10 protein-coding genes are annotated in these 14,933 nt (G+C 70.4%); 6 read left to right on the forward strand and 4 right to left on the reverse strand.

Annotation, left to right across the window (positions count from 1 at the left end):
- From alaS to KUG39_RS02030, 3 genes are all read right to left on the reverse strand, one after another.
- A complete protein-coding gene (gene alaS, locus KUG39_RS02020) occupies positions 1–2,682 on the reverse strand; it encodes an alanine--tRNA ligase (protein WP_216912392.1) in 2,682 nt (893 codons plus the stop codon).
- A gap of 74 nt (positions 2,683–2,756) precedes the next feature.
- Positions 2,757–4,610 carry a glutaminase A gene (gene glsA / locus KUG39_RS02025; protein WP_190610300.1) on the reverse strand — a complete coding sequence of 618 codons (1,854 nt, stop codon included), beginning with the start codon at positions 4,608–4,610 and terminating at the stop codon, positions 2,757–2,759.
- Positions 4,603–6,345 (reverse strand): HD family phosphohydrolase, encoded by a 1,743-nt coding sequence (locus KUG39_RS02030; protein WP_216918190.1) that lies wholly within the window; start codon positions 6,343–6,345, stop codon positions 4,603–4,605. Before KUG39_RS02030 ends, glsA begins: the two co-directional genes overlap by 8 nt.
- Positions 6,346–6,654: 309 nt before the next feature.
- Here KUG39_RS02030 and KUG39_RS02035 point away from each other — a divergent pair, with 309 nt between their 5' ends.
- Complete coding sequence (locus KUG39_RS02035; RefSeq protein WP_216912395.1) at positions 6,655–7,104, forward strand: hypothetical protein; 450 nt, start codon at positions 6,655–6,657, stop codon at positions 7,102–7,104.
- The gene (locus KUG39_RS02040) at positions 7,101–10,193 is read left to right on the forward strand and encodes a DEAD/DEAH box helicase (RefSeq protein WP_216912396.1); all 3,093 of its coding nucleotides are present in this window, start codon (positions 7,101–7,103) and stop codon (positions 10,191–10,193) included. The genes KUG39_RS02035 and KUG39_RS02040 overlap by 4 nt, the downstream gene beginning before the upstream one ends.
- Positions 10,194–10,214: 21 nt before the next feature.
- On the opposite strand, the gene KUG39_RS02045 is transcribed toward KUG39_RS02040, so the two are convergent.
- Positions 10,215–11,366 carry a fatty acid desaturase family protein gene (locus KUG39_RS02045; protein WP_216912397.1) on the reverse strand — a complete coding sequence of 384 codons (1,152 nt, stop codon included), beginning with the start codon at positions 11,364–11,366 and terminating at the stop codon, positions 10,215–10,217.
- 79 nt (positions 11,367–11,445) lie between these two features.
- Here KUG39_RS02045 and KUG39_RS02050 point away from each other — a divergent pair, with 79 nt between their 5' ends.
- From KUG39_RS02050 to KUG39_RS02065, 4 genes are all read left to right on the forward strand, one after another.
- A complete protein-coding gene (locus KUG39_RS02050; protein WP_190610291.1) occupies positions 11,446–12,312 on the forward strand; it encodes an SWIM zinc finger family protein in 867 nt (288 codons plus the stop codon).
- Between the two features lie 188 nt (positions 12,313–12,500).
- The gene (locus KUG39_RS02055; RefSeq protein ID WP_216912398.1) at positions 12,501–13,385 is read left to right on the forward strand and encodes a DUF1194 domain-containing protein; all 885 of its coding nucleotides are present in this window, start codon (positions 12,501–12,503) and stop codon (positions 13,383–13,385) included.
- 105 nt (positions 13,386–13,490) lie between these two features.
- Positions 13,491–14,369 carry a hypothetical protein gene (locus KUG39_RS02060; RefSeq protein ID WP_216912399.1) on the forward strand — a complete coding sequence of 293 codons (879 nt, stop codon included), beginning with the start codon at positions 13,491–13,493 and terminating at the stop codon, positions 14,367–14,369.
- Between the two features lie 73 nt (positions 14,370–14,442).
- Complete coding sequence (locus tag KUG39_RS02065; protein WP_353617315.1) at positions 14,443–14,901, forward strand: MEKHLA domain-containing protein; 459 nt, start codon at positions 14,443–14,445, stop codon at positions 14,899–14,901.
- The last annotated feature ends 32 nt before the right edge of the window (positions 14,902–14,933 follow it).

A 14,933-nucleotide genomic window follows, 5' to 3' on the forward strand; every position in this document is an offset into this window, starting at 1 on the left:
TCAGCCGCCACCCAGCTGGGCGGTCAGCAGCCGACGGGCCTCCGCCAGCGCCCCATCGAGGGCGGCGCCGTCCCGCCCCCCCGCCTGGGCCAGCTGGGGCCGGCCACCGCCGCCGCCGCCGCAAAGCTTGGCGATGCCACCGATGAAGGCCCCCGCCTTGGCCCCGGAGGCCACCACCGCGGGGCCGAAGGCCGCCACCAGGATCACCTTGCCCAGGTCCGCCGGGTCCGGCAGGCCGCCGAGCACCACCGCCGCCCCCTCCCCGAGCTGCTGCTGCAGGCGCTGGGCCGCCTCCTGGAGGCCGGCGCCATCGACGCCATCGAGGCGCTCCACCAGCAGCCGATGGGAACCGAGCGCTTCGGCCCGCTCCGCCAGGGCGCTGGCCTTGGCCGCCGCCAGGGCCCCCCGTGCCGCCGCCAGCTCCTTGAGGCTGGCCCGCAGCTCCTCTCCCTGGAGGGCCACCCGCTCGAGGATCTCGCCGGGCTGGGCCTTGAAGCGATCGGCCAGCTCGCGCACCACCCGGTCACGCTCCCGCAGATAGGGGAGCAGGGCCGGACCCGCCACGGCCTCGATGCGGCGGATGCCCGCCGCCACCCCCGTCTCGGCGACGATCCGGAACAGGCCGATCTCGGCGGTGTTGGCCACATGGGTGCCACCGCAGAGCTCCATCGAGACACCGGGCACGTCCACCACCCGCACGACCTCGCCGTACTTCTCACCGAACATGGCCACGGCCCCGGCGGCCCGGGCCCGCTCCAGGGCCATCTCCGCCACCTCCAGGGGGTGGGCCTCGGCGATCCAGCCGTTGACCAGGTCCTCGATCCGCTCCAGCTCGGCCGGGGTCAGGGCCCGGGGGCAGTGGACGTCGAAGCGCAGCCGGTCGAAATCCACCAGGGAGCCCGCCTGGGAGACACCCTCATCCACCACCTGCTTCAGGGCCGCCTGCAGCAGGTGGGTGGCGGTGTGGTGGGCCTGGGCGCGGCGGCGGCAGCTGCGATCCACCCGGGCCTGCACCACATCGCCCACCGCCAGACGGCCGCGCTCGATCCGGCCGCTGTGGACGAACACGCTGCGGTTGCGGCTCACCGCCTCGATGGCCACGATCAGGCCTCCCCCGACCCCGGCGCCCCCCTCCCCGGCCAGCAGCACACCCCGGTCGCCCACCTGGCCGCCCGATTCGCCATAGAAAGGAGTGCTGTCGAGCACGATCTGCACCGCATCACCGGCAGAGGCCGTGGTGGCCGGCTCCCCGTTCACCACCAGGGCCAGCACGCAGGCCGGCTGGTCGAGGGCCTCGTAGCCGCGGAAGTCGGTGGGCTCGAGCGAACCGGCCACCTGCTCGATCGCCCCCTGCAGGGTGAGGTCGATGCTGACGGCGGCCGCCTTGGCCCGCTGGCGCTGGCGCTCCATGGCCGCCTCGAAACCGTCCAGGTCCACCGTCAGGCCGTGCTCCTCGGCGATCTCAGCGGTGAGCTCGAGCGGGAAGCCGTAGGTGTCGTAGAGCTCGAAGGCCGCGTCGCCGCTGATGCGCTCCGGCCGGGCGGCGAGCACCTCGGCCAGCAGCTTCTCGCCCCGCTCCAGGGTGTCCAGGAAGCGGGCCTCCTCCCGCACCAGCTCGGCCAGGATCACCTCGCGGCGCTCCGGCAGCTGGGGATGGGCCGGGGCCATCAGCTCGATTGCCGCCTCCCCCATGACCGCCAGGAAGGGACGGTCAATGCCCAGCAGCCGGCCGTGGCGCACCACCCGGCGCAGCAGGCGGCGCAGCACGTAACCCCGGCCCAGGTTGGAGGCGGTGACCCCATCGGCGATCAGCTGGGTGATGGCCCGGCTGTGGTCGCCGATCACCTTGAGGGAGGTCTGGGCGCGGGCGTCGAGGGCGCGGTAATCGACCCCTGCCAGCGCGGCGGCGGCTTCCACCAGCGGATAGATGAGGTCGGTCTCGTAGTTGTTCGGCACCTGCTGCAGGATCTGGGCCATGCGCTCCAGACCCATACCGGTGTCGATGCTGCGCCGGGCCAGGGGCGTGAGGGTGCCGGCCGCGTCGCGGTTGTACTGCATGAACACCAGGTTGTAGAACTCGATGAAGCGGCTATCGTCCTCCAGGTCGATGCCGTCGTCGCCCCGTTCCGGGTGGAAGTCGTAGTAGATCTCGGAGCAGGGGCCGCAGGGGCCGGTGGGGCCGGAAGCCCAGAAGTTGTCGGCCTCATCCATGCGGATGATCCGCTTCGGATCCACCCCCACGGCATCACGCCAGAGGGCGGCGGCCTCGTCGTCCTCCCGGAAGACGCTGACCACCAGGTTGGCCGGATCGAGGCCGAAGACTTCGGTGGTGAGTTCCCAGGCCCAGGCGATCGCCTCCTCCTTGAAGTAGTCACCGAAGGAGAAGTTCCCCAGCATCTCGAAGAAGGTGTGGTGCCGGGCCGTGCGGCCCACGTTCTCGATGTCGTTGGTGCGGATGCACTTCTGGCTGCTGGTGGCCCGGGGCGCCGGCGGCGGCGCCTGGCCGAGGAACACCGGCTTGAAGGGCAGCATGCCGGCGATGGTGAGCAGCACCGTCGGGTCGTCGGGCACCAGGGAGGCGCTGGCCATCCGCCGGTGCCCCTGCCGTTCGTAGAACGCGAGGAAGGCCTCCCGGATCTCGGCTCCGCTGCGGGGCCTGGGGCGGGTGGAATCGGCAGCCATCACGACAACGCAGGGAGAGGTCCTGGGACAGGCATGATCGCCCAGCGCGGGGGCCCGGGGTCGCGCCGCCGGCCTCAGTAGTGCTCCATCAGCGTCAGCTGGACGCTCGTCTGGCTCAGCTTGGCGCCGATGTCGCAGGTGAGCGCCTTGAGCAGGGCGATCACCACCTCGGGATGGCTGGCACTGAGCTCGTCGAAGGCGTTGCGGTGCAGCACCCAGCACTCACCGGGGCGGGTGGCGATGATGTCGGCGGTGCGCGGCGTCTGGGCCACGAAACCGATCTCGCCGAAGCAGAGCCCGGGGCCGAAGGTGGCCAGCCGGGTGGAATGGCTCTGTCCGTCGCCGGTCTTGATGTCGAGGGCGATGTCGAAGGAGCCGGAGCGCACCAGGAACAGCTCGTCGCCGGGATCCCCCCGGCGGATCACGAAATCCCCGGCCATGAACGATCGCCTCACCAGGTGCTCCGCCAGGATCCGGCGGTGGTCCGCCCCCAGGGCGGCCAGGACACCCTGATCCGCCAGATCGTCGTCGTCGCCGTTGTCCGCGTCGGCCGCGGGGGCGTACCAGGTGAGCAGCAGCTCCTCGGCGGCCTCGAGGGCGGAATCCAGGTGCTCATAGGCATCGATCCGTTCGGTGATGGCCCAGCCGGCCCTGGAGACCAGGGGCAACCGGCCGGCCCGCGACAGGAGGATCTCCACCCCCTGATCCTCCAGGGAACAGAGCTGGCGGTCCAGCAGCCCCGAGGACTCCATCGGGCACTCGGTCACGTGGGCCAGATCAAGGATCAGGATGCGCACGTCGCCGCTGAGCCGCACCAGCTCGGCGGCCAGCTGCTCGATGCCGCCGAAATCGAGCACCCCCTGCACGTGAATGATGCGCACTTCGTCCCGGTGGGGCGCCAGGATCTCCAGCTCCCGCTCACTGCGCCAGCGGCGCGATTTGCGCTGGGAGCCCTGGTAGGAGCGGCGGATGGTGGCATCGACCTGGTAGTACTGATTGAACAGGCTCAGGCCCACTCCCGCCGACAGCTGGCGGCAGACCGCCACCCCCCGGACGCTGTTGCCGAAACCGTCGAGGGGCGGTGAATAGGTGGCGATGCCGAGCCGTCCAGGAATCACCGCCATGACGCCGCCGGCGACGCCGCTCTTGGCCGGGATGCCGACGTCGTGGAGCCACTGGCCGGCGAAGTCGTACATGCCGCAGGTGCCCATCAGGGCCAGCACCCGCACGGTGATGTCATAGGAGAGGGGCTGGCCGCCGGTGAAGGGATTGCGGCCCTGGCAGGCCAGGGTGGCGGCCATCACGGCCAGGTCGCGGCAGGTGACGGAGATGGCGCACTGGCGGAAATAGAGATCGAGGGCCGGCTCCGGATCCGATTCGATGATGTTGAAGTTGCGCAGCAGGTGGCCGATGGCGCGGTTGCGGTGGCCCGTCTCCTTTTCCGAGCGGTAGACGGCCTCGTTGATCGTCAGGGGCCGGCCGGCCAGCTCGGCGAAGTACTCCAGCAGCAGATCGACGGCCCCGCCGGGGTTGGCGTCACAGATCTGGGCGGAGGCGGCGATCGCCCCGGCGTTGATCATCGGGTTGCGCGGCTTGCCGGAGTCCGGATCCAGGCTGATGGCGTTGAAGGCTTCCCCGGAGGGCTCCACGTCAATCTTGCTGGCCATGACGTCGAAGGAGAGCATCTTCAGCGCCAGGGCATAGATGAACGGCTTGGAGATCGACTGGATCGTGAACTCCTTCCTGGTGTCACCGATCTCATAGATGCGTCCGCCCGAGGTGGCGATGACGATGCCGAAGTCGTCGGGGCAGGCCTTGGCCAGCTCGGGGATGTAATCCGCCACCCGCCCTTCCCGGACCCCGGCGAAGGAGGCGTGAAGCTCGCCCAGCAGTTCCTGGATGACGTTGGAATGGGGCTGGTCAGGCATGGGGCCCCAGCAGGGCGTCCAGATCCACCGGATCGATCTGGTCGGCGGCCATGAAGCGCTCCGCGTAGGTGAGGTAGGCGCCGGATCGCAGGAAGAGCGCGAACAGGTCCGCATCGATGCGGCCGCGATCCCGCAGACCGGCCAGGATCGCCAGGGACTGGGACAGGGGCATGCCCCGCTTGTAGGGCCGATCGGCGGCGGTCAGGGCCTCGAAGATGTCGGCGATGGCCAGGATCCGGGCCGGGATCGACAACTGCTCCGCCCCCAGTCCCCGAGGGTAGCCGCGGCCGTCGAGGGTTTCGTGGTGCCCTCCCGCGATCTCCGCGACGCGGGCCAGGGAAGGGGGGAAGGTCATGCTCTCCAGCATCACGATCGTGTGGATCATGTGCTCGCGGATCTTGTAGATCTCCTCGGGGGTGAGGGTGCCCCTGGCCACCGAGAGGTTGTAGAGCTCGCCGCGGTTGTAGAGCAGCTCCGGCACCGCCAGGTTGAACCCCCAGCGGGCCTCCGGCACCTCCTCCGGCGGCCGGGGGATGCGGTGGTGGGGGGCGTCGTCGAGCAGGGACTCCCGGGTGGGCAGGGGCGGCGGCGGCCCGCTGTACCGGGTCTGCTCCTCCCAGCCCAGGCCGATCCGATCGTCGAAATGGCGCCACCAGGTGCGCTCCGCCAGCCGCCGGAGCTGGGCGAGATCCTCCGGATCGGTGCCTTCGCTGCCCAGGTTGCAGCGGGCCACGCAGGCGAAATCCTGGTGCAGCTCCTGCTCCAGCCGGGCGTACTCCCGCTCCAGCACGTCCGGATCGCCGCCCGCCAGCAGACCCTCGAGCCTGGCGATGCGTCCATCCCGGAGCAGCACCTCGAAGCGGGTGCGGATCTCGTGCAGCCGGTTGGCGGGGGCGTCCAGCTTGGTGGCCTTCTCCACCACCGCCTCGGGGGTGACGATCTTGCCGCAGTCGTGCAGCCAGGCCGCCGTGCGGAACTCCCGGCGCTCCGCCTCCCCCTTGAAGCGGAAGGGGGCCAGCGGCCCGTCCTGGGTGGCCTCCGCCGCTTCCGCCAGCAGCAGCGCCAGCTCCGGCACCCGGGAACAGTGGCGGCCCGTGTGGGAACTGCGGGCATCGATCGCCCCCGCCAGCAGGGCGATCATCGAATCGATCTGCCGCTGCTGCCCCTCCAGGGCCTGGGTGCGCTCGACGCAGACCGCCGCCAGGGCGGCCAGGGCCTCGATCAGCTGCTGGTCGCCGGCGTCGTAGGGGCGCACCAGCGAGGGGGCCGTTTCAGGGGTGAGCAGCGAGGAGGACTCCCGCTTCCTGTTGATCAGCTGCATCACCCCCACCACCTCCCCGGCCATGGTCCGCAGCGGCACCACCAGCATCGAGACCGCCCGGTAGCCCATGCGGCGATCCAGTTCGGCATTGAAGCGGTAGGGACGGTCGGCGGGGATCGCGTAGACGTCGGGCAGGTTGAGCGCCTCACCGTGCAGGGCCGTCCAGCCCACCAGTCGCTCGGGGGTGATCGGGAAGCGCTCATCCAGCAGGGTGGCATCGATGCCGGTGTCGCCGGCGGCCAGGGAGCTGTTCTGGAAGGCGGTGAACCAGAGCCGCTTCTCCCCCTTCTCCTCCTCCACCAGATAAATGCTGCCGGCGTCGCTGAGGGTGAGATCCCTGGAGCTGGAAAGGATCTGCCGCAGCAGGGCCGGCAGGTTGACCGCACCGCTGATGGCGGTCGCGATCTGCAGCATCTCCGGCAGCGCGCGCCGTGCCTGGTGGGCATCGGAGGCGTGCGGTGGCGGATGGGCGGCGCTCAAGGGGGTGGCCAACCGTGGTGGGAGTCCGTTCCCTGCCCGGCAGCAGTGACGCGTGACTGGAATCAGGGAAACACCGGAAAGCCGTGACCGCAACAGCGGCCTGCTGCCGAGGCCCAGTGGCCTTGCTGGAGAGACGTTCTGTTGAGCTGCTTAAGCAGCGATGGAATGGCTGACCCGTAGCACTGGCCACAGCCGATGAATAATGTAAGGCTGCCGGTGGCCAGGCATGATCGGGCCATCGCCATGGCCTTGCCGTTGACCCAGGCGTCCGACGATTCCCGTGCCCGTCTGCGGCTGCAGTCCCTGTCGTGGGCGCTGCTGGGCGGGTTCGCCGCCGCCCTGATCGGCCTGCCGGCTGGCCTGGAGAGCGGGCTGCGCTCGGCGGGCTGCGGCTTCTTCTACGGCCTGCTGGCCTTTCACCTCCAGCGCGTCGATCCGGATGACGACCACCTGGCCGCCGGCCTGGTGGGGGCGGTCTGCGGCATCCGCAGCCTCGGAGGCCCCGTGGCGGTCACCGCCCTGGCCCTGCCGGTCCCGGAGATCCATTCGCTCCTGCACCAGCCTCTGGCCCGCGGCGCGGTCGGCGCGATCCTCGAGCTGCTGCGCGGCTGGTTGCCGCTCTGGCTTCCCCTGATCGGCAGCGCCTTGCTGCTGCAGGCCGCCCAGCGCCTCCTGCCCGCCCTGCGGCCATGAGCCTGCTGCATGCCACCTGGCTGTTTCCGCCGGAAGGGGCCGGCGGCCGGCTGCTGCTCTGGGCCGACACCTGGAGGGTCGCCACTCCGGTGGCACCGCTGCGCACCGTTCCCGACCATCCCCTGTCCCTCAGCGTCGACGATCTGGGCGCCTGGCTGGATGACCATGGCCTCTGGTCGGAGGCCTTCCGGCCGGCGGAGGCCCAGCTCACCCTGCCCAGCCGCAGCCAGGGGGCCCGGGGCCGCCGCAAGGCGGCCAGCGAGGGTCTGGCGGCCTGGAGCGGTCTGCCGCTGCAGGCGGGCGAGCCGATCCCGAAGGAAGTGCAGTGGTGGCCCTGGCGGGTGGAGGGCCTGGCCCTCGATCCAGCGGGGGCGGGCGAATGGCTCGCCGGGCTGCCCCTCTCCGGCGACGACCCCGGCCTGGCCGACGACCTGCGCTGGTGGAGCCATCTGGAGCGCTGGGCCCTGAGCCTGATCGCCCGCGGTCGCTGGCTGCCCCAGGTGGAGGAGGACCGGGCCCGCTGGCTGCCCCTGCTCAACCGGGAAGGGGACCGGCGCCGCCTGGAGGAAATGGCCATCCGGCTGCCCCAGGTGGCCACCTGCGCCATGGCCCCCGGAGCGCCGGGGGAGGGGGGGCTGGCCTGCCGCCGCCCCGGCAGCGGCCGGCTGCGGGTGGCCAGCCTGCTGGAGGCGTTGCTCGACGGCCAGCTGCGCGCCGGCTTCCGTCCCCCCGCCGAGGGCCTCGATCCCCTGCTGGGGGCCTGGCAGAAGGCCCTCGGCCCCGGCCCCGGCCGGCTCGACCTGGACGAGGAGGAGCGGGAGCGGCTGGCGGTGGCCACCCAGCACTGGCGCGAAGCGGTGGCGGGGCGGGTGGCCCCGGCCCGGGCCTGCCTGGAACTGTTCACCCCCGAGGAGGGCGAGGAGCTCTGGGAGCTGCGCTTCTCCCTGCAGGCGGAGGCCGATCCCAGCCTGCGCATGCCGGCCCGCACGGTCTGGAACGCGGGCGACGGCCGGCTCCAGCTTGGCGAGGTGGATGTGGCCGAGCCGGGCCAGCTGCTGCTGGAGGGCCTGGGCCGGGCCCTGCAGGTGTTCGAGCCGATCGGGCGGGGCCTCGATGCGGCAGCCCCCGAAACCATGCAGCTCACCCCGGCCGAGGCCTTCGTGCTGGTGCGCACCGCCGCCGCCCAGCTGCGCGATGTGGGGGTAGGCGTGGTGCTGCCGGCCAGCCTCAGCGGCGGGCTGGCCAGCCGGCTGGGACTCGCGATCGTGGCCGAGCTGCCGGACCGTTCCCGCGGCTTCTCCCTGGGGGAGAGCCTCGAATGGAAATGGGATCTGATGATCGGCGGGGTCACCCTCAAGGACCTGGAGCGCCTCTCCACCAAGCGCAGTCCGCTGGTGCAGCACAAGGGCGCCTGGATCGAGCTGCGGCCCAGCGATCTCAGGAACGCCGAGCGCTTCTGCGCGGCCAAACCCAACCTCAGCCTCGACGATGCCCTGCGGCTCACGGCCAGCGACGGCGACACCCTGATGCGGCTGCCGGTGCATCAGTTCACCGCCAAGCCCCGGCTGAGCGCCGTCCTGGAGCAGTACCACCAGCAGAAGGCCCCCGATCCCCTGCCGGCGCCGGAGGGCTTCGCCGGCCAACTGCGGCCCTACCAGGAGCGGGGCCTGGGCTGGCTGGCCTTCCTGCACCGCTTCGACCAGGGGGCCTGCCTGGCGGATGACATGGGCCTGGGCAAGACGGTGCAGCTGCTGGCCTTCCTGCAGCACCTCAAGGTGGAGCAGGAACTGAAGCGTCCCGTCCTGCTGGTGGCCCCCACCTCGGTGCTCACCAACTGGAAGCGGGAGGCGGCGGGCTTCACACCGGACCTGGAGGTGCGGGAGCACTACGGTCCCCGCCGGCCCTCCACCCCCGAAAAGCTGGCCAAGGCCCTGGACGGGGTGGACCTGGTGCTCACCAGCTATGGGCTGCTGCAACGGGACAGCGAACTGCTGGAGAGCATCGACTGGCAGGGCGTCGTGATCGACGAAGCCCAGGCGATCAAGAACCCGGCGGCCAAGCAGAGCCAGGCGGCCCGCGACCTGGGCCGTCCGGGCAAGCAGGGCCGCTTCCGCATCGCCCTCACCGGCACCCCGGTCGAGAACCGGGTGAGCGAGCTGTGGGCCCTGATGGACTTCCTCAATCCGCGGGTGCTGGGGGAGGAGGGCTTCTTCCGCCAGCGCTACCGGCTGCCGATCGAGCGCTACGGCGACATGAGTTCCCTGCGGGATCTCAAGGCCCGGGTCGGGCCGTTCATCCTGCGGCGGCTCAAGACCGACCGCTCGATCATCTCCGACCTGCCGGAGAAGGTGGAGCTGCGCGAATGGGTGGGCCTGTCGGCGGAGCAGACGAAGCTCTACCGCAAGACCGTGGACGAGAGCCTCGATGCCATCGCCCGCGCCCCCCTCGGCCAGCGCCACGGCCAGGTGCTCGCCCTGCTCACCCGGCTCAAGCAGATCTGCAACCACCCGGCCCTGGCCCTCAAGGAGAGCGGAGTCGACAGCGGCTTCGCCGGCCGCAGCGCCAAGGTGCTGCGGCTGGAGGAGATCCTCGAGGAGGTGATCGAAGCGGGCGACCGCGCCCTGCTGTTCACCCAGTTCGCCGAATGGGGCCACCTGCTCAAGGTCTACCTGGAGCAGCGCTGGCGCCAGGACGTGCCCTTCCTGCACGGCGGCAGCAGCAAGACGGACCGCCAGGCGATGGTGGACCGCTTCCAGGAGGATCCCCGCGGCCCCCAGCTGTTCCTGCTCTCCCTCAAGGCCGGGGGAGTGGGCCTCAACCTCACCCGGGCCAGCCACGTGTTCCACATCGACCGCTGGTGGAACCCCGCCGTGGAGAACCAGGCCACCGACCGGGCCTACCGGATCGGCCAGACCAACCGGGTGCTGGTGCACAAGTTCATCACCAGCGGTTCGGTGGAGGAGAAGATCGACCGCATGATCGAGGAGAAATCCAGGCTGGCCGCCGACATCGTCGGCAGCGGTGAGGAATGGCTCGGTGGCTTCGACGTGGGCCAGCTGCGGGACCTGGTGGCCCTGGAGGAGGGCTGAGGAGCGGCGCGGCGAGGGGCCTCAGCGGCGGGCCAGGGTGACGTCGGAGGGGTGGGCGAGTCCCGCGCTCTCCCCGATCACCGGCAGCAGCAGGGGCAGGGCCGGCACGGCAGGGGGCTGGCCCATGCGCCGCAGCCAGCGGTAGTGGGAGGCCACACCGGCCAGGAAGGACGGGTGGGTGCGGAAGGGAACCTGGCAGTCGCGGCAGGTCTGCTCGACGATGGCGGAGATCTGGGGGTAATGGACGTGACTGATCTGGGGGAACAGGTGATGTTCCACCTGGAAGTTCAGGCCCCCCAGCAACCAGCTCAGCAGGGGGTTGGAGCGGCTGAAGTCGACGGTGGTGGCCACTTGATGGCCGGCCCAGGGACCCATGGCCGGGCTGGCGGGGTCGGCCATGGGGAAATCGGCCTCCTCCACGCAGTGGGCCAGCTGGAACACCACGCTCAGCACCACGCCCTGCACCATCGCCGTCACCAGGTAGCAGCCGATCACCGCACCGACGGGATGGAACTGAAGGGGGATGACGAACGCCAGGGAGAAGAAGATCGCCTTGCCGGCCAGGAACACCACCCAGTCGGCGGGGCCGAGGCGGGGCAGGGAATGGTCGCCGCGGCCACGGCCGGCCAGATCGGCGAAGTCATCGAAGAACTGCCACTTGATGGGCAGCATCCCGTAGAGGGGCCAGAGGTAGAGGTGCTGCCAGCGGTGCCACCAGCGATGGGGCTGATGGGGAGACAGACGACCGATCAGGCCGAGGTTGATGTCGTCGTCGTGGCCGGAGATGTTGGTGAAGGTGTGGTGCAGCCCGTTGTGCTTGTGGGCCCAGATCAGGGAGCTGCCACCGAGCAGATCGAGGGTCATGGCGGCGGCCCGGTTGATCCAGCGGTGGCGGGAGTAGGCGCCGTGGCCGCCGTCGTGCTGGATGTTGAAGCCGATGGCGGCGATCGCCAGACCCAGAACGGCGGACAGGGCGATCGCCCCCGGAGTGTTGCCGACGCGGAAGACCAGCAGCCCGTAGGTGAGAACGAACCAGGCCAGGATCACGGCCGATTTGATCAGCATGGCCGGCGCATCGCGCCGCTCCTGCCCGGTGGCCTCGAAGTGATCCTGAACCCTTGTCCTGAGAAGACTTTGAAAACCGTCGCCGGCGCCGAACGTGATGCGATTCAAGGACTCCACGCCCTGCGTCGGGACAACCTAGGCCAGTGGGTCCGGCAGGCGGCAGGATGGGCCGCGTGAGGCCGGCGGCATGACCAGCTCCTTCCCCGGCGCCTCCGGCGCCATCACCACGCAACTGGGCCAGCAGGGCCTGGGGCAGCAGCCCTGGTGGGTGGAGCAGTGGATGGAGCTGATCCATTCCTATCGGTTCAAGAAGCGCCTGGAGCGTGCCTGGACCTACGCCCGGGAGGGCAACGTCGTCTCGATCCGCTTCGAGGGGCGCCGGGTCCACGCCCGGGTGCAGGGCACCGACCCGGACCCCTACAAGGTGAAGCTCTGGCTCGACGTGCTCAACGACGAGGACTGGGGCTACGTGCTGGAGGCCCTGAGCCAGAAGGCCCGCTGGTCGGCCCAGCTGCTGGCGGGGATCATGCCCGCCGACATCGAGCGGGCCTTCGCCGCCAGCGGCAAACGCCTGTTCCCGTTCAAGCTCCAGGAGGTGCGCAGCGAGTGCAGCTGCCCCGACAAGGCCAACCCCTGCAAGCACATCAGCGCCGTCTACTACCTGATGGGGGACCGCTTCAGCGAGGACCCCTTCGTGCTGTTCCAGCTGCGCGGCCGCACCCGCAGCCAGCTGCTGGGTGACCTGGCCAAGCGCCGCCGGGAGGGGGTGGCCGCCCCCCTGGAGCACGCCCCCCATCCGATCCATCCGGCCATCGCCGACCCGGCCCGCTGGTGGCGCTACGACGCCCCCCTCGACCCCGATCTGGTGGTGATCACGCCGGCCATGGAAGGGGAGTCGGGCCTGGATGGCGCCGGTCCCCTGCCCCTGGCGGAGGAGCCCCGCTTCCCGGAGGCCAACCGGCTCTTCCTCGACCGGCTCAAGGCCCACGGGACGGCCATGGCCCAGCAGGCGATGGTGCGGGCGATGGCCACCGGCAACGACAGCGAAGGCTGAGTGGCGGGCCCGGAGGAGGGCGTCGATTAATGCCGTGTTAAGTTTGCGTCTATTGGGTGAAAGATCTATCACCCAGTGCTAAGTTTTGGGCGTTGGTCGCTCACCTCCCAGGAGGCCCTGTGCACTGCCTGCGTTAAGGCAGGCTCCGGTCATCCGGAGCACCACACCGTCCCCCCATCCCATCCGCCATGAGATCCACCCTCAAGCCCCTGCTCCGCGGAGGAGCGGCCGCTGCGGCTGTCACCATCGGCCTGTTCGGCACCTCCCAGCCGGCCCACGCCGTCACCAACGTCTTCCAGGAGCTGTTCCTGTCGCTGGATGTCTCCGGCAGCATCGACAACAACGAATTCACCCTCTACAGGGACGGCTACGTCAGCGCCTTCCAGGATGCCGCCGTCAAGACCAAGATCGCCGAAACCTTCGCCGGCGGCGGTCTGGCGATCGCCGTCGGCCAGTGGTCGACGATTGCGTCTCCGACGCTCGCCATCGACTGGAAGCACATCACCGACCTCACCACGGACGGTATCAATGGCGGCACCTCCCTGAACAGCTTCGTCACCGCCCTCCAGAACATGAACCGCCAAGGCGGTATCGGCAACAGGACCTGCATTGACTGCGGCATGCTGGCCGCCATCAATGCCATCAACACCAACCTGTTCAACACGACTCGCGTCAACGGCAAGGTGATCGACATCTCCACCGATGGGGTGGGGAATGAGGAAGAGTGCCCTGGCAACGTTACCGAGGCCCAGTGTGCCCAGACCCGCAGGGCTCAAGCCGTTGCCAGCGGCATCATCATCAATGGCCTGGGTGTCGGCGCCGGTGCCAGCGGCTTCCTGACAGCGAACGTGGCGACCCCCGCCAATGGCGCCACCAAGGCCGGCTTCGTCGAGACCGCCGCCGATTTCGCCGCCTTCGAGACGGCGATCACCAACAAGCTGATCCGCGAAGTGGGTCCCGGTCCCGGCGATTCCGTGCCCGGCCCCCTGCCCGTTCTGGGCGCCGCCGCCGCCTTCGGCTTCTCCCGCAAGCTGCGCCGCCGCATCAACACCGCCAACCTCCATCAGGCCTGATCCGCTCCGGCCGGCAGACCACCAAGCCCGGCCCCGTGCCGGGCTTTTTTTTGGTGGACACTGGCCATGGCACCCCCGTCGATCAACCTGTGCCCGACCCTTCCCATGAGCCCCCACGCCGACCCCCACCCCACGGCCGATCGCCATCCCGAGCCCCACCCCCGCGCGGGCACCGAGCGGACCTTCAGCGAGAACTATGGCGAGGAGGTCGCCATGGCCCTCCACTGGGGGGCGATCCTGCTGTTCGTCCTGTTCCTGGTGGGCCTGGCCGCCTCCGCCTGGCCGGTGCGCCTGATCGATCCCCTCTGGCTCCAGGCGGTGGGCGACAAGCTGCTCGCCTCGGGCCCGATCGCCATGGTCGGCGCGATCCTGCTGCTGCTCGCCAGGCTCATCGATCCCGCCTCGACGACGATCCAGGGCCGGGTGGTGCTGATGCGGCGCCTGAGCTTCTGGATCGCCTTCGGCTTCCTGCTGCTGATCCCTGTGCAGGTCTACAGCGGCATCAGCCTGCTGCGCCAGTTCAGGGCCAACGACACCCGGGAGCTGAACGCCTACATCGCCACCACCCGGGCCATCGAAAGCGCCCGCTCCTACGACGACATCCTCCGGGCCATGCGGCTGCTGCCGGGCCAGGCCCCGAACCTTCCCCCCTCCATCGACCTGCCCCTGGACGCCGTCAAAACCAGGCTCAGCAACGACCTCAATCCCTTCATCAAGCGCTACCAGAACAGCGCCGATGCCCTGGGGATGAGGCGGCTCAACGACTGGTTCGTGCAGCTGGCCAGGAATGTCCTCGCCGCCGTGCTGCTCTTCTGCTGCTTCGCCGCGATCGGCAAGCGCTTCGCCGCCCAGCCCACCCTGCTCCAGAACGTGCTCTCCGGTCGGCTGCTCTCCTCCTTTGCAAGCAGGCGGCATCAGGCCCCGCCGGAGCTGGACGCGGCCATGCGGATGATGATGCCCGACGAGGACGAGTCCCGCCGCTGAGGCCCGAGCCATCCCACCGCCGGAACCACCCCCCTGGCTGAGCCAGGACGCCATCGCCACCGCCGGGCGCCTGATCGAGGGCCACCGGCTGGCCTTCGGCCGCCCGCTGCTCGCCGGCGTTTCGGCCGGCCTCTCGCCCCTGCAGGCGGCGCAGGAACTGTTCGTGGCCGCCACCGTCGTGCTGGCCCATGACGGCGGCGCCGATCCCCGGCTGATCTACGCCAACCGGGCCGCCCTGGTGCTGTGGCGCCGCCCCTGGGGCGCCATGGTGGGCCTGCCCTCGCGGCTCACGGCGGAGCCGGCCGAACGGCAGAGCCGCGCCCTCGCCCTTGAGCGGGCCCGCAGGGTCGAAGCCCTCGAGGGCTACGGCGGCATCCGTATCGACAGCGGCGGGCGCCGCTTCCGGATCGAAAACGCCCGGCTGTGGACCCTGCGGGACCGGGGCGGCCAGCCCTGCGGCCAGGCGGCCGCCTTCGGCCGCTGGTGGTGGCTGGAGCCGCCCCGTTCCGGTTCTCCGCCCCCTCTGGCGTAGGGGCCGAACCCGGTCCGGGGGACCGAACCTGC

This window comes from Synechococcus sp. CCAP 1479/10 (genome assembly GCF_019038515.1).
Taxonomy (GTDB): domain Bacteria; phylum Cyanobacteriota; class Cyanobacteriia; order PCC-6307; family Cyanobiaceae; genus Cyanobium.